General features: G+C 69.3%; 21 protein-coding genes and 2 pseudogenes. 13 read left to right on the forward strand and 10 right to left on the reverse strand.

Annotated elements, in window-relative coordinates; all coding sequences use genetic code 11:
- The first annotated feature begins 92 nt into the window (after window positions 1-92).
- The 5 genes from IEZ20_RS32455 (at window position 93) to IEZ20_RS32475 (ending at window position 5,451) form a co-directional block, all read left to right on the forward strand.
- Complete coding sequence (locus tag IEZ20_RS32455; protein ID WP_189305314.1) at window positions 93-1,043, forward strand: RNA-binding protein; 951 nt, start codon at window positions 93-95, stop codon at window positions 1,041-1,043.
- 432 nt (window positions 1,044-1,475) lie between these two features.
- A complete protein-coding gene (locus tag IEZ20_RS32460; protein ID WP_189305316.1) occupies window positions 1,476-2,855 on the forward strand; it encodes a family 2B encapsulin nanocompartment shell protein in 1,380 nt (459 codons plus the stop codon).
- Window positions 2,842-4,182, forward strand: a complete 1,341-nt coding sequence (locus tag IEZ20_RS32465; protein WP_189305318.1) for a cysteine desulfurase — start codon at window positions 2,842-2,844, stop codon at window positions 4,180-4,182. The genes IEZ20_RS32460 and IEZ20_RS32465 overlap by 14 nt, the downstream gene beginning before the upstream one ends.
- 495 nt (window positions 4,183-4,677) lie before the next feature.
- Complete coding sequence (locus IEZ20_RS32470; RefSeq protein ID WP_189305320.1) at window positions 4,678-5,055, forward strand: hypothetical protein; 378 nt, start codon at window positions 4,678-4,680, stop codon at window positions 5,053-5,055.
- A gap of 183 nt (window positions 5,056-5,238) precedes the next feature.
- Window positions 5,239-5,451 (forward strand): helix-turn-helix domain-containing protein, encoded by a 213-nt coding sequence (locus IEZ20_RS32475; protein ID WP_189305322.1) that lies wholly within the window; start codon window positions 5,239-5,241, stop codon window positions 5,449-5,451.
- Window positions 5,452-5,717: 266 nt separating this feature from the next.
- Here IEZ20_RS32475 and IEZ20_RS32480 read toward each other — a convergent pair whose 3' ends face one another.
- The gene (locus IEZ20_RS32480) at window positions 5,718-6,233 is read right to left on the reverse strand and encodes an RICIN domain-containing protein (protein ID WP_189305324.1); all 516 of its coding nucleotides are present in this window, start codon (window positions 6,231-6,233) and stop codon (window positions 5,718-5,720) included.
- Window positions 6,234-6,676: 443 nt separating this feature from the next.
- Here IEZ20_RS32480 and IEZ20_RS32485 point away from each other — a divergent pair, with 443 nt between their 5' ends.
- Window positions 6,677-7,405 (forward strand): shikimate kinase, encoded by a 729-nt coding sequence (locus tag IEZ20_RS32485; protein ID WP_229896381.1) that lies wholly within the window; start codon window positions 6,677-6,679, stop codon window positions 7,403-7,405.
- A 156-nt stretch (window positions 7,406-7,561) separates the two neighbouring features.
- Here the strand turns inward: IEZ20_RS32485 and IEZ20_RS32490 are convergent, their stop codons facing one another.
- On the reverse strand, window positions 7,562-7,912 hold the full coding sequence (locus IEZ20_RS32490; protein WP_189305325.1) for a hypothetical protein: 351 nt from the start codon (window positions 7,910-7,912) through the stop codon (window positions 7,562-7,564).
- Complete coding sequence (locus tag IEZ20_RS32495) at window positions 7,879-8,352, reverse strand: hypothetical protein (protein WP_189305327.1); 474 nt, start codon at window positions 8,350-8,352, stop codon at window positions 7,879-7,881. Before IEZ20_RS32495 ends, IEZ20_RS32490 begins: the two co-directional genes overlap by 34 nt.
- Window positions 8,353-8,680: 328 nt before the next feature.
- Between IEZ20_RS32495 and IEZ20_RS32500 the strand changes: the two genes are divergently transcribed.
- Entirely contained in the window at window positions 8,681-9,256 is a 576-nt protein-coding gene (locus IEZ20_RS32500; protein ID WP_189305328.1) for an AMIN-like domain-containing (lipo)protein, read from the forward strand.
- A gap of 105 nt (window positions 9,257-9,361) precedes the next feature.
- Here IEZ20_RS32500 and IEZ20_RS32505 read toward each other — a convergent pair whose 3' ends face one another.
- Entirely contained in the window at window positions 9,362-10,669 is a 1,308-nt protein-coding gene (locus IEZ20_RS32505; RefSeq protein ID WP_189305331.1) for a DUF1254 domain-containing protein, read from the reverse strand.
- A gap of 302 nt (window positions 10,670-10,971) precedes the next feature.
- Here IEZ20_RS32505 and IEZ20_RS32510 point away from each other — a divergent pair, with 302 nt between their 5' ends.
- Window positions 10,972-11,400, forward strand: a complete 429-nt coding sequence (locus tag IEZ20_RS32510; RefSeq protein WP_189305333.1) for a DUF5959 family protein — start codon at window positions 10,972-10,974, stop codon at window positions 11,398-11,400.
- A 164-nt stretch (window positions 11,401-11,564) separates the two neighbouring features.
- On the opposite strand, the gene IEZ20_RS32515 is transcribed toward IEZ20_RS32510, so the two are convergent.
- The 3 genes and pseudogenes from IEZ20_RS32515 to IEZ20_RS32520 form a co-directional block, all read right to left on the reverse strand.
- Window positions 11,565-11,720, reverse strand: coding sequence for a hypothetical protein (locus tag IEZ20_RS32515; protein ID WP_189305550.1), 156 nt, complete (start codon window positions 11,718-11,720; stop codon window positions 11,565-11,567).
- 71 nt (window positions 11,721-11,791) lie between these two features.
- Window positions 11,792-11,956: pseudogene (locus IEZ20_RS40830) on the reverse strand (nitroreductase/quinone reductase family protein); the annotation flags it as partial.
- A 100-nt stretch (window positions 11,957-12,056) separates the two neighbouring features.
- A complete protein-coding gene (locus IEZ20_RS32520) occupies window positions 12,057-12,680 on the reverse strand; it encodes an NAD(P)-dependent oxidoreductase (RefSeq protein WP_189305335.1) in 624 nt (207 codons plus the stop codon).
- 104 nt (window positions 12,681-12,784) lie between these two features.
- Here IEZ20_RS32520 and IEZ20_RS32525 point away from each other — a divergent pair, with 104 nt between their 5' ends.
- Window positions 12,785-13,171 (forward strand): winged helix-turn-helix transcriptional regulator, encoded by a 387-nt coding sequence (locus IEZ20_RS32525; protein ID WP_189305337.1) that lies wholly within the window; start codon window positions 12,785-12,787, stop codon window positions 13,169-13,171.
- 143 nt (window positions 13,172-13,314) lie between these two features.
- Here the strand turns inward: IEZ20_RS32525 and IEZ20_RS32530 are convergent.
- Window positions 13,315-13,450: pseudogene (locus IEZ20_RS32530) on the reverse strand (IS5/IS1182 family transposase); the annotation flags it as partial.
- A gap of 127 nt (window positions 13,451-13,577) precedes the next feature.
- Here IEZ20_RS32530 and IEZ20_RS32535 point away from each other — a divergent pair.
- Together IEZ20_RS32535 and IEZ20_RS32540 are read left to right on the forward strand one after the other, a co-directional pair.
- Window positions 13,578-15,062, forward strand: a complete 1,485-nt coding sequence (locus IEZ20_RS32535) for a hypothetical protein (RefSeq protein WP_189305338.1) — start codon at window positions 13,578-13,580, stop codon at window positions 15,060-15,062.
- A gap of 298 nt (window positions 15,063-15,360) precedes the next feature.
- Window positions 15,361-15,900 (forward strand): HAD domain-containing protein, encoded by a 540-nt coding sequence (locus IEZ20_RS32540; protein WP_189305340.1) that lies wholly within the window; start codon window positions 15,361-15,363, stop codon window positions 15,898-15,900.
- 342 nt (window positions 15,901-16,242) lie between these two features.
- Here the strand turns inward: IEZ20_RS32540 and IEZ20_RS32545 are convergent, their stop codons facing one another.
- Entirely contained in the window at window positions 16,243-16,425 is a 183-nt protein-coding gene (locus IEZ20_RS32545; RefSeq protein ID WP_189305342.1) for a hypothetical protein, read from the reverse strand.
- Window positions 16,426-16,738: 313 nt separating this feature from the next.
- Here IEZ20_RS32545 and IEZ20_RS32550 point away from each other — a divergent pair, with 313 nt between their 5' ends.
- A complete protein-coding gene (locus IEZ20_RS32550) occupies window positions 16,739-17,275 on the forward strand; it encodes a putative immunity protein (RefSeq protein ID WP_444545264.1) in 537 nt (178 codons plus the stop codon).
- Window positions 17,276-17,381: 106 nt separating this feature from the next.
- Here IEZ20_RS32550 and IEZ20_RS32555 read toward each other — a convergent pair whose 3' ends face one another.
- Window positions 17,382-17,825, reverse strand: coding sequence for a contact-dependent growth inhibition system immunity protein (locus IEZ20_RS32555; protein WP_229896382.1), 444 nt, complete (start codon window positions 17,823-17,825; stop codon window positions 17,382-17,384).
- Window positions 17,826-17,975: 150 nt separating this feature from the next.
- Between IEZ20_RS32555 and IEZ20_RS32560 the strand changes: the two genes are divergently transcribed.
- Window positions 17,976-18,485: a DinB family protein gene (locus IEZ20_RS32560; protein ID WP_189305346.1), complete on the forward strand. Its 510-nt coding sequence runs from the start codon at window positions 17,976-17,978 to the stop codon at window positions 18,483-18,485.
- Window positions 18,486-18,489: the final 4 nt, after the last annotated feature.

Raw genomic sequence — 18,489 nt, forward strand, 5'->3', positions numbered from 1 at the left:
CCCTTCGCCGTACATCGGCTGCATCGACTGGGAGACAGCCCCTTGCCGTGCGGGAACTACGCTGGTCCCCTTCCGACCGTCCCAGGAGCAACGTGCCGCCGTCCTTCGTCCACCGGATCACCAAGTACGATCCTGCCGACCGTGACGAGCACGGCCACTACACCGGTGCGGAGGACACGGTCAGTGACCACGGGCCGGTCGAAGCGGCGTACCTGGCGGCGATCTCCGCCTTCGCTGAGGCCTCGGGCATCGACCGGTTGCAGATACGCGAGCCCGCGGTCACCGGGTTGATCCATTTCGGTGTGGAGCCGCCGGTCGAGGGACACGGCCTCGGCGGTCTCTTCCCGCCCGACCTCACCGGCTACCACGACGGGGCCGAGGTTTCCCTTCCCGTCGCTCTGGAGCTGGTCCGGGTCATGCTCCGCGACCAGGACGCCTGGTGCCGACTGGAGGCGGGGGACGTGTTCACCGTGCACGTCGGGTGGGACCAGTACGTGTACGTGGGCAGCGACCGGATCTGCGCGGACGCCGTGGCCCGCACACGGGAACTCGGTCTCTTCCCGGAACCGCTGACGGCCTCCCCCTACGCCGCGGAGGCCAACGGATCAGAGGTGACGGAGGCCGCCGACGAGGACTTCTGGGCGCGCGTGCGCACTGCTCTGGCCGCGAGGCAGACAGTGCTCCTGGAGGAGGTCCACGTCCGCAACGCCCCACGCTGGCACCGCCTCACGGCGGGGAATCTCGACGCGGTGCGCGCCGGGCTCAGCCCGCGTGCCCTGCTGTCCGTCTGGCCCGACCTGGACCCCGATGTCGGCGCGGTCCTCGCCGCACTGCCCGAGGAGGGAGCTGTGGAGTTCGTCTGGGAGGCGCAGGACGGGACGGTCAGTCACGCGGTCGTCGACGACACCGAGTACCAGGAGCTCGCCGCCCTGGTGGCCGGCGCGCGGGCGGCCTGTGCCCTGCCCCTGGGCCTCGACGAGCGCCACCCGCTGCTGTGCGCCGTTCTGCCCGACAGCGACGGCGTGCTGCGCGCCCGGTGGTGACGCGGCGACGCAAAGGTCCTGGTCGAAGGTGACGGGAACTGCGGCTCCGCCTCCGTCCCGTCCTGCGAGCCCGGTTCTCTCATCTCCTGACCCAACGGACCCGGTGGGCTCTGGAACCACGGGCGGGCGGGCCAGCGGGGCGGAGTCGATAATCGACCCTTTGAGATTCACAAAGCATTCATATGAGGTGATGTTCGGCCTTTCGCGGACGATTCGGAGCGACGGTCCTGCCGGCTCCGATAGAAGTCTTCCTGTCACCCCGCGTGCCACCACCTGTGGCTATCCGTGACCGCTCGGGCGTGCATGCGATTCCCGCAAGCTGCACATAGCGGATGATTCCTGCCATCAGCAGATAAATCCACTCTTGTGCGGGACCGGCGGCAGGAAGACGATCGCTCCTCGTTCCCACCCCCTACCTGCGAGGAGTCCTTCATGAGTGAGCGGTTGAGTCTCGGCCCGGATGCCGCACGGCAACTCGCCAACACCACCAAGACGACCCCGCAGATGCGCGGCATCACCCCGCGCTATCTGCTGCGTGCGCTGCCCTGGGTGGACGTCGAGTCCGGCGTCTACCGGGTCAACCGGCGCCGTACGTACGTCCTGGGGGACGACCGCATCAGCACGACCGACGACGACACGCCTCGCGTCATCGCGGGCGACCTCCGCGAACTGCCCTACCTGCGCGACGCGGAGGAGGCGCTGCTGGAGGAACTGGCCGGCGCGTTCACGCAGGTGTCCTTCGAGCCCGGCGAGGTACTGGCCCAGGAAGGCGCCCCGGCCGACCGGTTGTGGGTGATCGTGCACGGGCGCGCGGAGAAGCGTGCCGTCGGGCAGTACGGCGCGGACGCGCTCCTCGACGTCATCGGCGACGGCCAGTTCTTCGACCTCGGCGCGTGGACTCGCACGGAGGTCATGCCGTACCGCGTGCAGGCGCTGACCGCCGGCGTAGCCCTCTGCCTGGAGCGCGCGCAACTCGCCCGGCTCAGCGAGCGGGAGGAGAGCTTACGCGGTGCGGTGGACGCGTACGTCGTCGGCGCCGACGTCATGGCCGGTGCCGAGGTCCCCATCGACCTCGCCGCGGGACACTCGGGCGAGCCGGACCTGCCGGGGACGTTCGTCGACTACGAGGACGCGCCCCGCGAGTACCACATGACGCTCGCGCAGACCGTACTGCGCGTGCACACGCGGGTCTCCGACCTCTACAACGGGCCGATCGACCAGACGCGGGCCCAGGCCAACCTCACCGTTCACGCACTGCGCGAGCGGCAGGAGGCTTCGATGCTGTACCACCCTGAGTCCGGGCTGTTCAACAACGTCGCCCCCGGGCAGCGCGTACAGACGCGTACCGGCGCGCCGAGCCCCGACGACCTGGACGAGCTGCTGACGCGGGTGTGGAAGCAGCCCTCGTACTTCCTCGCCCACCCGAAGGCGATCGCGGCGTTCGGCCGCGAATGTACGCGCCGGGGGGTGCCCCCGGTGATCGAGCACCGCTTCGGTACTCCGCTGCTGACCTGGCGCGGGGTGCCGCTACTGCCGTCGGACAAGGTGCGGCTGTCCGGAGGTGCGGGCGGGGGTACGACCGAGATCCTGCTGATGCGGCTGGGCGAGGCGGAACAGGGCGTGGTGGGCCTGCGGCCGTCGAGCGTCCCCGACGAGGTCGAGCCGGGCCTGGCCATGAAGAACATGGGCACGGACCAGAAGGGCATCACGTCGTACCTGATGACGGCGTACTTCAACGCGGCGGTGCTGGTGGAGGACGCGCTCGCTGTGCTCCAGAACGTCGAGGTGTTCAAGTACCATGACTACTCCTGACGTTGCCGGATTCACCGGCCTGGCGGCGCCTGCCGCTCCGAGTCCGGCCGGGCTTCCCGGGTCCTCCGGGCTCACCGGCCTGGCCATGGTTCCCCGGCCGTCCGGCGCCTCCCAGGGCTTCTCGCCCGAGGCGGCCCGCCGAGACGTGCCGATTCTGCACCGGACGGTCAACGGTCACCCGCTGGTCTGGCTGGACAACGGCGCCACCACGCAGAAGCCCCGGCAGGTGATCGAGGCGCTGACGGCGTTCTACGCCTCTGCCAACTCCAACATCCACCGGGGCGCGCACACCATGGCGCGTGAAGCGACCGAGATGTACGAGGCGGGTCGGGCCGCGGTCGCGCAGTTCCTGGGCGCGCCCTCGCCCGAGAGCATCGTCTTCGTCCGCGGGACGACCGAGGCGATCAACCTGGTCGCCCAGAGCTGGGGGCGCGCCAACCTCGGCCCCGGGGACGACATCCTGGTGCCGGTGCTCGAGCACCACGCGAACATCGTGCCCTGGCAACTGGTCGCCAGGCAGACACGAGCGCGCGTCGTGCCCGTACCCCTGCGGCCGGACGGCAGCATCGATCAGGACGCGTACGCCGATCTGCTCTCCGCGCGCACCCGGCTCGTGGTCGTCAGCCATGCCTCGAACGTCCTCGGTACCGTGCCGCCGGTGCGGGAGATGACGGCGCTGGCGCACCGCTACCGGGCGAAGGTACTGGTGGACGGGGCACAGGCGGTGGCGCACTTTCCCGTCGACGTACAGGACCTGGATGCCGACTTCTACACGTTCTCCGGCCACAAGATCTACGCCCCCACGGGCATCGGCGCCCTGTACGCCAGGCCGGAGATCCTCCAGACCATGGCGCCGTGGCAGTCGGGCGGCAACATGATCGAGTCGGTGAGCTTCGACCGTACGACGTTCGCCGCGGTCCCGCACCGGTTCGAAGCCGGTACCGGCCACATCTCCGGCGTGGCCGGTCTGCTGGCCGCCCTCAACTGGCTGACGGCCTTCGACCGCAAGGCGGTTGCGGACTACGAGACGCAGCTGATGGCCTACGCCCAGGAGGCCTTGGCCAAGGTCCCGGGCCTTGAAGTGCTGGGCTCGGCGGCCGAGCGGATCGGCGTACTGACCTTCACCCTGCCCGGCCACACCCCGACCGGGATCGCCGACTGGCTGGACCACGACGGCATCGCCGTCCGGGCCGGCCACCACTGCGCCCAGCCGGCCCTGGCCCACTACGGCCTCGACTCCGCGGCCCGCGCGTCGCTGGCGCTGTACAACACGAGGGAGGAGGTGGACCGGCTGGTGGCGTCACTGCTGGAGTTGCAGGCCGCCTGAGGCCAAGCGCTCGGGTGGCACCGCACAGGGCTGACGGGCCTGCCCCGTACGACCCGGCAAGGGTCGTACGGGGCAGGCCCGTGCACTCGGCCCCAAGTCCCAGCGCCAGTCCGTCACCGCCGGTCGCACAGCCCGTCTGCTTCGCACGTGATCACGGGCCCTCCGGAAGGCCGCCCTGCAGCCTGCCAAGGGGGGAGGCCGCCGCATCGCGCAGCTGTTCCGGCGGTTTCCCTGGAGGTTTCCCGGTTCCTCATGGAATGGGCAACAGGAGCATTCTCGACAGCCGATGGCGGCACCGCTCAGTCTCGAAGTGCCGGCGGCTGCGTCGGTGGTCCCGGGACACGAGCGGTTGTCGTGGGCCGGGGTCGGCGCAGCGTCCGTGCCGCACAGCTGTGCTCTACCCGGCGCGGGACGCAACGGTGGTGGGCCGACAGGCTCGCTCACTCCGCCGGCTTTCCCTCGGTAGGTCCCAGGCAGTGTTTTCGAGGAGGACTCGTGATCGAACGCAGGAAGCTTTCCGTCGCCCTGGCCACCGCCGCGCTGGCCGCGGGGCTGCTCACCGCCGCTGGACCGGCATCGGCGAAGCCCGCCGGTCAGGCCGCTGCCGAGTGCGGGGTCCGCGCTGACGGCAAGCTGTGGTGCGGCAACCGCGTGGGCGCCAAGGGCTACGAGCACCGCTCGTACGGTTCAGCGGTGCGGGGGCCGCTGAACTCGTCGTTCAGCTGGTTCGCGTGCTGGGGTCCCGGTGACCCCCACGGCGGCGGGAACAACATCTGGTACTGGACGCAGCTCGACAACGGCCAGTGGGGCAACGTGCCGGCCGTGGATGTGTACACGTCTGTCGACCCGGCTCCAGGACTGCGTCAGTGCTGAGCTGACCCCCGAACGCGTGACGAGGCTCGCCTCCTGAGTGGGGCGAGCCTCGCTGCGGGGGGACGGCCGAGGCTGCGCGGTCGCCACGACGTTCGGGTGAGCGGTGCGCGCCGGTCGATCGCATGGAGCGTGCCGAACCGGGCAACCGGTGATCACAGCTCGACGACGCGAGAGGAGATCACCATGCGCAAGGGCAAGTGGATCACGGGTAGCGCACGCAAGGAGCTGGCCGAGACCTTCACCAAGGAGTACCGCGAGGGGCGAACGATCCGTTCCATAGCCGAGGCCCATGGCAGGTCGTACGGCTTCGTGCACAGCGTCCTCACCGAAGCGGGTGTGCCGCTCAGGGCACGGGGAGGCGATGCGCGCACCGGCACGGCCCAGCCGACGCGGTGACCGCCACCGGACGTCCTGCGAGGAGTTCCGCGCACACGTAGGTGAGGAGCCGGCCGCCGAGGAGGCCGCGGTGGCTCCTCGCCCCTCCCCCAGCGCGGCGCTGCGGAAGGCGGACCGCCTGCACACCGCCCTGTCCGAGCATCACGCCCTGCGGGTACCGGGACCGCGCGTACGGCCGCGGGATGGACACCGGTCAGGGAGGCGGGCGTCCGGCACCCGGGACGAGGGCATCCCGTGGCGCCGGACCACCGCTGCCGAGGGCCGGCTCAGCCGCTCAGCTTCTTCCAGAGCTGGGTACTGCCCGTCGCCGAGGTGCAGTGCCCCTGGATCACCGGGGTCATCCTCGCCGTCGAACTGCCCCGGGTGCCGACGCACTTCTTCGACTTGGCGTTGACGATCAGGTAGACACCCGAGCGGATGTACTTCGACCGCCACAGCTGCGAGTGGTCACTCGTGCTGGTGCAGTTGCCCCACGCGAGCGCCGCACCGCCGGCGACGGAGCCGTGGCTCACGCCCAGACACTTGCCGTTGTAGGGGTTCCGGAGTTTCACGTACTTCACGCCGCCGACCTTGGTCGCCGCGTACGGCCGCCAGACGGTGCGTTTGCTGCCGCAGTCCGTCAGATTGACGGTGCTGCGGCTGGAGTGCATGCCCAGGCAGTAGCCGGAGCGGTAGTTCTTGTGCCGCAGTGTGCTTGCGGCCTCGGCCGGAGCCGCCGCTGTCAGCGCCAGCGTTGCGGTCAGGAAGGCCGCCGCCACGGGCAGCGTGTGCGGTTTGCGCACTGGTTCCCCCAGTCGGTTCCGAAGTGCTGTTGCCATCAGCCATCGTCGCCGGACGCACCGGTTGCCCGCCTTAGCGTGGAGCGCCAGGCACTTCGCCGGGAGCGCCAGAATCACCGGCCACCCGCCCGCGCTGGTTGAAGAACAAGCTGCGGTCTCGTTCCGTTCTGTGTCTGGTTCTGCCGGGTGGTGAGCGATCCGCATCAGGTGGTGCACGTGCCGGTCCACCGCATCGGCGGGTCCTGGCCTCGGCAGGTCCTGGCCTCAGCAGGTGCAGGTCGCTGTCGGCGTGCGCGGTGGCGTCCGTCGCTCCCGGACGTCCCGGCGACGGTGGGGACGAGGCGGGCGGCGGTCACCGAGCCTTCCGGTGCGGGAGACTGGGCGCGCACGGGTCCACCGTACGGCGGGCACGGCAGGGGTCAGCTCCCGGCCCGGAGGGGAGAGTGATGCGCGCGGACTGGCTCGGCGAGGCCGAGGGCCTGGCGTTCCACTGGGATCGGAGAAAGATGGAGCACGGACGGTATGAAGAGGTGGCCGATGCCGCAGAGCTTCCGGCACGGCTGCGGAACGTCTACTGGATCGGTGGAGGGAGTGGCGCAGGCAAGTCCACGATCGCCCGCCGACTCGCCGATCGCTACGGTTGGCGTCTCTACGCGACCGATGACGTGATGCATGACCACGCGGGGCGGACCACCCCCGAGGAGGCCCCTTACCTGCACGAGTTCATCGCCATGGACATGGACGAGCGGTGGGTGAACCGGTCTCCGGAGGTCATGCTCGAGACGTTCCACTGGTTTCGAGGTGAGGGTTTCGGCCTGATCATCGAAGACCTCCTTCGCCTGCCGCAGGAGCCATGCATCATCGTCGAGGGGTTTCGGCTGCTGCCGCGCCTTGTCAAACCTCTCCTCGCTGCTCCCGAGCACGCCGTCTGGCTTCTTCCCACACCCGCCTTCCGCCAGGCCGCCATCCGAAGCCGGTCGGGGAGAGGGGAAGGCTTCACGAGCAAGACCAGCGATCCGGCACGGGCTGAGCGCAACATGGCCGCACGTGACCACCTGTTCACAAGACTCCTTGAGCAGGAGACCAAGCGTCTCCAACTGCCCACCATCCACGTCGACACGGGGATGACGGAAGACGATCTCGCTGAACAGGTGGCCACCACCTTCGAACTCTGACATCGGCCGGCGCAACCAGCTACGGGCTTCAGTTCAGGGAAGGGCTTCGGAGCATCCCCGAGACGCGTCTCCAGGTACTGACCGAGCGAGAGGAGGAGAAGAAGAGCAGCATCGCAAGCGCCTCCGACCAGGCGCTCACCGGCTGGTCCAACGCCCTTACCTGTCCGCGCCTCTGCGCGGCGAGGGCGGCGGGTTCTGAAGGGCATCAGACGCCTCACGGCTCAGTGCGCCGAGTCCACTCAGTGCCTCGGCCACTTCCGATCCCATCTCCAGCTGCCGCCACAGCTCGTGGAGGGCGGTGGAGACGTCCGAGCCGTTCTTGAACCGTCGCACCGCGATGTCCAGGTCCCGCAGCCAGCCGTCCATATAGGGGTCAGCAGTCAGCCGGGCGGTGTACTCGTCGATCCGGGCGGCCAGATGCGGAGCGAGCCAGGATCCGCCGGTCTCCAGCAGCCGACTGCGCACGGCCGTGTTCAGGAACGACCAGTGCGCCGAGACCTCGGCCACCGCCGCACGGCCCGCTTGCCCGGCCGCACCGCGGTGCGAAAGCCTTCCAGGACGCGCTCGAGCGTTCCCTCCTCCAGCAGTTGCCGCAGCTCCGTGAGGCCGCTGTCGTTCTGCCCGGACTCCCAGTTCCTGATCGCCTCCTGAGCGGCGCGTTCCGATGCGCGCAGTCCAGCCGCCGCCTCATCCAGCACCCCCGCGGGGCCAGGGACCAGACGGGGAACAGAAGCGGCGAAGTCGCCGACCACTCGCGCGGCCAGACGCCGCCCCGCACGGGCTTCCACCGCCTCTGCCTGCGCCATCCCGACGCGGTTGAGCACGACCAGGGCCAGCGGGACGCCGAAGGCCGCCGCCGTCACGGACGAGAAGACGTTGGTGACGAACGCCCTGTCCGTCCAGAAACCTTCGTCGTCCCCCCACCAGCCCAAGGCCAGCAGCACCACACCCGTTGCCCACAGCAGCGCACACCCGGTACGCAGACCACGCGGGGTCTCCTCCCCGACCGGCCGATCAACCAGCCCCAGACGCTACACCGCAGGCGCACACGCGCAGCCGACGCCGGCGCTCGGGATCGTCCGCGGTGACGCCGCCCACCGGGACCACCTCACCTCGCCTGTTCGTCACCACTCCCCCAGAGTCGCATCGAACCGAGCGGCTCAACGCCAACTCACGGACGGCAAGATTCCCTTTTTGTCCCCGTCTCGCGTACAACCTTCCACTGCGGCCGCCCGTCTCACCCAGCATCAGAGGCACGCGACCAAGGGGGACAGGATGCGACGTGTCAGAGCGGCAGTGGCGGTGCTCGCGCTCGCGGGAGCCACGCTGGGGACGGCGGCGACCACCGCTGGCGCGGCCCCGGCGGAGGGACCGCGCGCGACAGCGACCTGCCCGACGGGCTGGGGCAGCGGCGCCAAGGGTGGTGCCACCATGGGGGCCGATCACCTTGAGAACGTCAGGACCGGGCAGCACGAGTGCTACGACCGCATCGTGTTCGACGTGCCCGGCGGCGGCGACCAGATCGGTTACCACGTCCAGTACGTGGACCGGTTCTACGCGGACCCCACGGGCGAGTACATACCCGTTGCCGGCGGGGCGATCCTCGACATCCGCATCGGCGCGTGGAGCTACGACCTGGAGGCCGGCGCGCCGACCTACCCGGGACAAGTGGGCAAGACCCTGCCCGGCGTGAACGTCAGCGGCTACAACACCTTCCGGGACACCCGGTTCGGCGGCACCTTCGAGGGGCAGACGCAGGTCGGTCTCGGTGTCCGTGCCCGACTGCCGTTCCGTGTGACCCAGTTGGACGGCCGGATCGTGGTCGACGTAGCCCACAGCTGGACGAGTTAGCCCACGCCCGGCCCGGCACGGGCACCACAGTCCTTGCGCCGTGCCGAGCACTCCCCCACCCACGCCGGTCCGGGCCCCGGCCGGAGCGACGGCGGTGCGTCGGTGTCAGGACCTGCGTACAGCGGGTGGTGCCCAGCATCCGCTGAGCACCACCGGGCGGGGCGCGTACAGGCGCAGAGTGACGCCCAGCGGGCCCGTGGGGGCGGGAAGCCAGTTGGCTTCGCGTTCGGGGCCGGGATGGGCGTGGCTGATGAGGATGTCGAGGGAGCCGTCGCCGTTGTAGCTGAGCCGATCGCGGTCGCCGAGCGCGAAGCGGTTCGGCTCGTTGGGTGCCGGGAAGCCTGCCGCGTCGTACATGGTGACCGACCAGAAGGCGGAGACCGGGGGCATCGCATCGGCGTCGAAGTGGAGCACGTAGTCGCGCTCGCCCACCAGCGGCTCTCCGTCGGCATCGGCACCGAGAACCGGATAGACGGCGTCTTCGGGCTGATTGGCGCCGAGCCCGACCATGCTGACGACCGCGCGCTGGAAGTAGTTGTTGCCGTAGACCCCGATGTTTTCCGTGACGACCGCCCATCCGTTGAGCTGCCGTCCCAACGAGGTGCGGGCGGCGAGCATCTGCTGTCGGGCCTCATCGACGCCCGCCTGGATCTCTCGGAGTTGCTCCGGGGCGAAGCCGCTGTCCGTGAAGGGGCGCCCAGGGACGAGGCCGAGACCGGCGATGCGGGCCAGGACGGAGAAGTCCGTGGCGTGCGGGGGATGCAGGCGCAGCAACTCGGCGCCGCGGCGGAAGAACTCGACGGCGCTGAGTCCGTTGACGAAGGAGAGCGGCTCCTCGGCCGCGGGTGCGGAGCGCTGCTCGGTCTCGCCGGGTGCCGGCGTGCGCGGGGTGACCGTGTAGCCGTCCTGGACCGCGTTGACGAACTTGTAGTCGTCGGGACCGTTGGTCTGCGTCCGGCCGATGACCCATACGTAGGGCGTCGGCGCCTGGATGATCGTGGCGTCCTGGGCATCTGCGACCTGGTCACCGTTCATCACAAGGGTGTAGCGCTGCGCGCCGGTACCCGTCGTGCGCTTGCCTGGCGCGGCGAACACGTCCGTCCACATGTCGAGCATCGGCAGCAGGAAGTACCTGTCCTCGGTGTCCTGTACGGACACGTCGACCGGTCCGTGGGTCAGGTCCAGCCAGGCGGCCGAATACAGGGTGTCGAAGTTCGGGCGCACCACATCACGGAAGTCCGCGGACGGGAACTCACGGATGTGGTGGAACTGGTTGGGCGGCCCCGACCCGGGTTGGAGACCAGCCGGCACGCTCACGCATCGTTCGCGCGTGACGTCCATCGTCACCAGCGGATACAGGTAGACGTAGGCCTCACGGCTCAGAGTCCGCAGGTCATCGGCCAGCTTCGTCATGAGGCTGCTCCTGCCCTCTGCACTCTGCCCTCTGCACTCGGGGCGCACAAGCAGCTGCACCCCCTCCTCAGGCTGACACGGACCTCAGGCGTTGGCGACATGAGGCGGCGAGCGATGCGCCGGATCCCCGCGACGACGCTTTCCGGCAGGCCGCTCTCCATCGCAGCCGCTGCCGTCCCGCTCCGCCACCGACCACCGGGACACGCACCGCCGCTGGAGTACTTGAACGGCTGACAAAATGGAGTGGGAGAGGCCCTCCGGCCAGGCGAGGATCCCCGTATTTGCCGACGAAAGGGGCAGCCATGCGCGACAGTCCGCCGAGGGAGCTCATCTCCCTCGCCGACGACGAGGGGAACAGCGTCACCGTCCGTGTCCTGGGGAGAAACCCCAGGTGGACCGCCGGACTCGACGCCGAGATCGTGGTGAGAACGCCCTTCGTGTCCGGGCGGGTCGATGTTGCGCTGTACGTTGCGAGGCTGGAGAGCTGGGCTGACGCGCTGGACCGGCTCGATGCCGGCGAGGACGTGGCCTGGATGGAGATGAGCAGGGGGCCGTCCCTCTTCGTCCAGCTCGCCGGCGAGTACGGCTGCCCGGAGGTGATCGTGGAGGACGAATCCGGGTCCATGGTCACCGTTCGCGTCCCGCTCGTCCCGCCGGAGGACTGGATCGCCGATCACCGTCGGCGTCTGCGCATGGTGATGGACCACTGGGTTCCGATGCTGTCAGGGTAGGGAGGTAAGCGCCCTCCAGTAGACAAGCACGCGGTTGAGCACCTCGACGACGGGCCGCGGATCGACGGGATGCCCATGTCGATCCGGACGGCCGGCCCGCCTCGGTGCCGCCGTAGTACCCGCCTCGGTGCCGCCGTAGTAGGGGTGCCGGCGGCCGCACCGGTTCAGGTCAAAGCGCTCGGCCCGGCCTGCTCCCCTTGGTCGACCGGCAGCATGCCGCCCGACGGGTCCAGGAGCCGGTCGACCGTGCCGGCGTCGTGGTGGCCCACGTGGTCCGGCGCGGCGGTGTTCGGGTACCGCACCTCGCGGTTCCCCTGCACCGCCCGAAGGAACACAGGCGCAGACGCTCTGTGGCGGTGGCGAAGGGTGCTCGGGCGGTGGAGGCCGGCGCACCGACCTGGAGGGTGACGTGAGGGTCGGCGGGCAGGTTGAGGTACCAGGCCGGGTGACGGTCCGCACCGCGGTTGGAGGCTGCCAGGACGCAGCGGTCGCCGTCGCGTCTGCAGACGAGTGCGGTGCGGCGCAGTTCGCCCGATCTCCGGCCCCGGGTCGTCAGGAGCGGTCGCGCACACCCAGCCGGGGCCGGCCGCCGGTCTCCTCGAAACGGCGGATGTGCTCGGCGACGAAAGGGATCGGGCTGTCGTGGACCTGCGGCATCACCTCTCCCGGACGCTGACCGTGGCGCGGTGGTGGCGGGGAGCGTCGACCTCGTCGAGCAGCGCGATCGCGAAGTCCGCGTACGAGATGCGGCTGGCCGGGTCCCCGTGGTCGGCGACCCGGTACCGGCCGGTATGCGTGCCGTCATGGTCGAAGTCGCCCGCGGGAGCCACGTACGCCCAGTCCAGGCCGCCGGCCCGGAGCTCGTCGAGCCCTGCCGCATGGGCGAGAGAGAACGAGCGGTACTCGTCGGGATAGCCGGGCTCGTCCATCAGGGCGGCACCCGACGCCCCGGGCAGGATCGATGCGAGACCGACCACCACCAGGCGGCCCACGTCCGCCTTCGCCAGGCCGGTGCTCAGTGCGCGGGAGGAGGCGGTGAAGAAGCCGTGCGCCGGTACGAACAGATCCACGGCGGCACTGACGGCGGCGTCGTGCCCGGCGGCCACCCGCTCGACGCTCAGCGCGTCGGTGACATCGCCCGCCACCAACCGCGCGCCGGTCAGATCGCTGTGACGCGCGGGGTCCCGCACCACAGCGGTGACCCGGTGGCCGCGCCGGTGCGCCTCGGCGACGGCCTGCCGCCCGGCCCGGCCACCCGCGCCGAATATCACGATGTTCACGACGAACCGCCTCTCACCTGGGCCGGAGGCCGTGTGCCCCTGGCTGGTCCACCGACGTTAACGACGGCCGTGGTTACCAACCGGATACCGGTTATCGTGAGGCCATGAGGAAACCGCTGTCCGCCGACATGTTCGACGAGTTGTGTCCGTCCTCGCTCAATCCCATCCGGTTCGGCGACAAATGGGCGGCCCTCGTCATCCGCTGCCTCGAATCCGGACCGCGCCGCTACTCCGAACTGCGCGTACCACTCAGCCGTGTCACCCCCAAAGTGCTCACGCAGTCGCTGCGCTCCCTTGAGCGGGACGGCCTGATCAAGCGCACCGTCCACACCGACACCACCCCGCGCGTCGAATACGAACTCACCCCACTGGGCCACAGCCTGCTCGAACCGATGGCGGTCGCCTGCGCCTGGACCGAGCAGCACTGGGACGAACTCCTCGACGCCCGCGAGTCGTACGACAACGCCACCCGCCTCCACCAGACCGGCTGACACGGCCACTGCGGCCCTGCGCCAGGTCGGTGACACGGTTTACGTGTCAGGACAGCTCTCTCCTGACCGTCACGGCAACTTCGTGGGTGCGGGCGACTTCGAACTGCAGGTTGGAACCACGCTGGAGCGGAGCGTCTTTCCGGCAGGACGAAGTCCGGACCGTGCTCGCACAGCGACTTGAGCAGGCCGGGAGCGAGATCGGGGAGCACGCCGGTGACAGCGGTGACGTATGCGTGGGCGGTGCCGACGGGTATTGCCGAATCCGGTCGCGACGCGGGATCGTGCCGCTCACCGTCACTGCGATGGTCGTCGTCTCCCTCGTTCTCCCGAGCACCCGCTAGGCCGACCGGGATGCGGGTGCGCGTCATTGCGTGAGCGATCCCGAGGGTCTTGTCACGCTTGGCTCATGCGCAACCGTCCTACAGTCGTCGTGGAGGCCCCGGACGACCGGGGTCAGCGGTCCCTGCGGGTGCGAGGGGAGACCGTCGGCCGGGCCTGGTCGCGACGCGGTCCTCTGCGGCTGGCGCGCCGAGCGGGCCTGCCGGAGCTGGACCTCGACGACCCCGGCCAGGTCGATTGGCTGGCAGACCCTTCCGACTGGCCCGATCGCCCATGGCGCAGACGAACTGCTGGTGCCGTGACCGCGCTTGGGCTTCTCGTGTCCGCCGCCGTGCTCTTCCACGTGGGGACGAAGGACGCGGTCAATGCGCTGGCGTACGGCGGGCGCGTCGTCGGGGTCGTCTTCGTGACCGCTTCGCTGGTGGAAGTGATCGCGGCTCTTGCGGTGAGCGACTACTGGGGCAACCGGGCGCTGCGCTACTCGGGCACGGCTGTGCTTGTCGGCGTCGTCAGCGTGACCGTCACCGACCTCATGTTCCTGATCACTCAGATCCAGGGCAGGTCGTACACCGTCTTCCTCTGGCTGTGGATCGGCCTGGCACTGTGGGCGGCCTGGGCGCTGTGGACGCTTACACAGCAGGGAGTGTGGAAGCACATCCCGCACCCGAAAGGCGTCGCGATGAGTGTGGTGGTGTCCGCGGTCATCGGCATCGCAGGACTCGCCTACTCCCAGATGTACGTCCCTTACTCGACACCCGTGCAGACGCCGTTCAGCGTCACGTTCGGGACGCCCGCACTGAGCGCGGACGGCACAGTGCTTCACGTTCCGGAACACGTGGAGTTCCGCAACACCGGGTCCGTACGGATCTATGTGGTAGGCACCCTTTGGAAGGCCGTGGCTTGGCCCACCCGGTACACGGAAAAGGGTACGAAACAGGACACCTGGAAGCGAGAATTTCAAGACTTCGACGAAACAGTGAGACACGTCGTCTACGAGCCCTCCCGCATGCTGGGCATGGGGACCTTCGCGGGCCCGGGCGATCGCCTCGATCCGGGTGACGACCTGTCGCGGGATTTCGTGATCGACGTGCCCTTGCACTCAGGGATCGGTCGTGTCGAGATCGACGCGGACGCATCGTTCATCAGGGCAGACCGGGGCAAGCTCGGAAACAACTACCCGGATTCGAAAGAGACCTCCTGGAACCCTGATACCGGAGCGCACGAATGGGACGGTCCGGGCTGGCTCACTGCCGCTGGAAGCGATTTTCTGCGCTACCACGCCAAGATCTACCACAGCAGCGAGATGCTGAACCTCACGCACCCCACGGACTATGTGAGCGCGTGGTGGATCCTGCCCGCCTGGAACGCATGGGACGAGCGCCCTCTTGTCGCCAAGGGAGACACGGACCCGTACCTGTACGTGTCCATCGCGCGCAAAGCCAATGGCAGCGAAGAACTCAGCGATTCGGAACAGGAGCCGTACGGAATGAACACCAAGTCCCGGTGGGCCGAAATGTCCGTCGACCAGCTACTGAAAGCCGCCCGGAAATAGCCGATCGAAGACGACTGGACGTGCTGCCGGCCGTACCCCTTGACCAGGTCTCGGCTGCGTTCGGCGGCCACCTGGTCAGGGCCAGCTGGGCCGGCCGACCAGCAACGGCCACGGCCCGACTACTGCGACGCCCGCTCCTCATGGGTCTCGGGGCGCGCCCACCCAGCTCGTCACGTTTCCACGCGGCCACCGCGGCCTCGGCCAGGGCCCGGGGTAGTCGCACCGTGACCCGGCCGACCTGAGCGGCCGGCCGGTACCGTGCGGCACAGGACCGAGGGGGGATGAGCCAGTGCGCCCAGTGCTGTTGCTGGATGTCGACGGACCACTGAACCCCTACGCCGCGAAGCCGCACCGCCGGCCCGAGGGCTATGAGACACACCGTCTGCTGACCCCTCGCTGGGAGGCCGCCGAGCGGCGCCGGCTTGCCGAGTGGGGGCTGCCGAACAAGCCGGTCAAACCGCTGCGGGTGTGGCTCAACCCGAATCACGGCCCGGCTCTGGACGCGCTTCCCTTCGACCTCGTATGGGCGACGACGTGGGAGGAAGAAGCCAATGTCTTCGTCGCGCCAGTCCTGGGGTTACCCGAGTTGCCCTTCATCCCCTGGCCTTCGCCTCGACCCGAGCCCGGGAACGGCGTGTTCTGGAAGACGCCTGAGATCGTCGCGTGGGCGAAGGGCCGTGCGTTCGCCTGGGTCGACGATGACATCACGGAGGCGGACCGCACCTGGGTGAGGAACCACCACGACGGTCTTGCCCTCCTGCACCGGGTCGACCCACGACGCGGCCTGACCACGGACGACTTCGCCACGCTGACGGCATGGGCAACCGGACTCGACTGACTCCGCGGCTGGTCGACAACCGGCTGCGGCGCAGTCCTGGTGATCGTTATGGGCCAGCCCCTTGGCGGCTACCGGGTGTCGGCAGGACGCCTCTGCCGAGTGAGGCCTGTGCGGTGGAGTTCGGCTCGGTCCGGGACGGTCGAGCGGAACGGGGAGGACGTGGGAGGCATCGGATGACTTCCGTGCGCGTCCGGCCGGGCCGGCGCTCGGTGGGCGACGGAGGCGACCTGGCCGACCCAGTTCCCTCTGCACGGCGTGGGCCCGCCGACCCGGGCCGGGCAGGACACCGTCGCCGGTCTGCCTGTGCCGGCCCAGCCCGGCCCTTGGTGTGCGCGAAGCCTCTTACATGCCACTCGACCCAGTGACGGGAATCTGCTGTGCCGTCGGAATGTAGTGGTAGGCGAGGTGGGCGTCGCGGTGGTGGTTGCGGCGGTGGGCCTCCGGGTGGGTGTACCGCTTGAGGCGCCGACGGCCGGAGACCGTGTCTCGGACCAGCATCGTCGTCCGGATGAGCAAGGTCTTCATGCGCGTTCTCCCCTGTGTATGTGATCCTTTCAGGGAGTATGAGCTCGCTCTCGGGGCGGACGCCGCTGCTTTGAGCGGAACTTGAGCCTGGACGATGCCGCCTTCGGCAGTGGGCCCCTGTACGTCATGGTGGTCGTGGGCGGCTGTCTGCGGGGTAGGGCGACTCACGGAGTGGTCGGCCGGCCGGTTCCGGCTCGCTGTCGCCGGGCGGCCTTCTACGATCCCGTCTGTTGTGGAGCCCGTAGGCATCGACTGACCCGAGCCGCACCGACCGCTCAGCCCGATCGTGGAAGAGGAAACGATGACAGCGGAAGTGAGCGAGATCGTTCTGAGCAAGCAGGACCTTCGTGAGGTCACCGCGTTCGCCGCGACCTGTGCGGAGGCGGCGCTCAAGGTGTTCGAGGCCGATCAGCCGGGTGACTCGCGACCTCGAGACGCTGTCAGTGCCGCATGGGAGTTCGCCAGCGGCGGCGAACGCGGGAAAGCTCTTCGCGACACAGCGTCGGCGGCCCTCAAGGCGGCCAAGAGCACGGACACTGCTGCCGCGCGCGAGGCAGCATGGGCAGCGATGTCCGCGGCCGGCGCCGCCTACCTGCATCCTTTGGCGAAGGCCACCCAGGTCAAGCACATTCTCGGAGCCGGCGCCCACGCGGCCAGAGCGGCCGAACTCCTCGCCGGTGACGATCGGAGCGTGGGCGCCAGGCACCTTGAGCAGACGGTGCACCGTGCCACACCCGTCGTCGTTGACGTACTCAAACGCTTCCCCGCGGCGCCGAGCGGCGGAGGACGAGTCGGCGAGTTGATCCGCATGTTGGACGCTGACCTTCGTTCCCTTGCCTTCCCCGAGTGACTTCCGGCGTTCAGACGGCGCGGCCCGGAGAAGACACCGTCGCACCGTCAAGTCACTGCCAAGGCCCTGTCGGCGCTCTCGTCGGTGGCACCAAGGCGGTCGGCCCTTACCTGGTGGAGGGGAGTGAGTCCGCCCACCTGACGAAGCGGGCAAGCTCCTCCGTGGCTCCGGTGGGCAGGCGGGCGACTGCCGGCTCCGGCAATGCGCTGACCAGGGTGCACAGCCGCGCACCCAGATCCGGCAGCCGGGCCCAGGCCGACGCGGGCGCGTTGACCGCGGCGAGCAGCAGGTCACCCTCGTAGAAGTAGGCGTCAAGCAGCGGTTCCTCCAGCAGCAGACGCACTGCGAGGGGAAGGACGTAGGGCAGCGCCACCTGCTGTGAGACGAGGGTGCGCAGATCCGCCGGACCGAGTTGGCCCAGGGGCACACGCCGCAACGCATGCACCTTGCGCACCAGATGGGTCGCGTCAGCGGCAGGGGACCCCCAGGCGGGTGGGTCCAGCTGGTCGAGCGTACGGTCGAGGTGCAGCAGGCGGTCCATGCGGCTCATTCTCGCCGGAACAGGCAGACAATCCTCAGAATCAGGTGACCGACGGTTGGTGCGTGAGGGCTGACCCTGAGCGCGGTGCCCCTGGTCCGGGGGGCGGTCGGTGGGAGTGGATACTGGCCCTGACCGCAGGCTCGGACGAGGGGGACATCAGTGACCGCCGACAACCGCATAGGACCGCCCAATTTCGGTAGCGAACGGGAGACACTGCGCGCATTTCTGGACTACCACCGCGCCACCCTCGCCATGAAGTGCGAGGGCCTCACCGACGAGGAGCTGCGGCGGCAGTCGATGCCGCCGTCCACGCTTTCGCTGCTCGGTCTGGTGCGGCACATGGCGGAGGTGGAGCGTGCGTGGTTCCGTCGCGTGTTCGACGACAACGACGCGCCCATGGTCTGGTCGGATGAGATCGACTTCCAGGCGGCGTACGACGCGAGCACGTCGACCAGGCAGGAGGCGTTCGCGGCCTGGGAGGCCGAGGTGGAGAACTCACGCCGTGTCGAGCGGGAGGCCGAATCCCTCGACCAGGCCGGGTACCAGCCACGATGGGGCGAGGAGGTGTCGCTGCGGATGGTGATGGTGCACGTGCTCCTGGAGTACGGCCGCCACAACGGGCACGCGGACTTCCTGCGTGAGGGTATCGACGGAACCGTGGGCGCCTGAGCCC

Origin of the sequence: Streptomyces cinerochromogenes (assembly GCF_014648635.1) — a bacterium.
In the GTDB taxonomy this organism is placed as follows: Bacteria; Actinomycetota; Actinomycetes; order Streptomycetales; family Streptomycetaceae; genus Streptomyces; species Streptomyces cinerochromogenes.

Coding starts and splice junctions, on each gene's coding strand:
- IEZ20_RS32460 (WP_189305316.1), top strand. CDS start 1,476: ATGAGTGAGCGGTTGAGTCTCGGCCCGGATGCCGCACGGCAACTCGCC.
- IEZ20_RS32465 (WP_189305318.1), top strand. CDS start 2,842: ATGACTACTCCTGACGTTGCCGGATTCACCGGCCTGGCGGCGCCTGCC.
- IEZ20_RS32475 (WP_189305322.1), top strand. CDS start 5,239: ATGCGCAAGGGCAAGTGGATCACGGGTAGCGCACGCAAGGAGCTGGCC.
- IEZ20_RS32485 (WP_229896381.1), top strand. CDS start 6,677: ATGCGCGCGGACTGGCTCGGCGAGGCCGAGGGCCTGGCGTTCCACTGG.
- IEZ20_RS32500 (WP_189305328.1), top strand. CDS start 8,681: ATGCGACGTGTCAGAGCGGCAGTGGCGGTGCTCGCGCTCGCGGGAGCC.
- IEZ20_RS32505 (WP_189305331.1), bottom strand. CDS start 10,669: ATGACGAAGCTGGCCGATGACCTGCGGACTCTGAGCCGTGAGGCCTAC.
- IEZ20_RS32510 (WP_189305333.1), top strand. CDS start 10,972: ATGCGCGACAGTCCGCCGAGGGAGCTCATCTCCCTCGCCGACGACGAG.
- IEZ20_RS32525 (WP_189305337.1), top strand. CDS start 12,785: ATGAGGAAACCGCTGTCCGCCGACATGTTCGACGAGTTGTGTCCGTCC.
- IEZ20_RS32535 (WP_189305338.1), top strand. CDS start 13,578: ATGCGCAACCGTCCTACAGTCGTCGTGGAGGCCCCGGACGACCGGGGT.
- IEZ20_RS32545 (WP_189305342.1), bottom strand. CDS start 16,425: ATGAAGACCTTGCTCATCCGGACGACGATGCTGGTCCGAGACACGGTC.
- IEZ20_RS32555 (WP_229896382.1), bottom strand. CDS start 17,825: ATGAGCCGCATGGACCGCCTGCTGCACCTCGACCGTACGCTCGACCAG.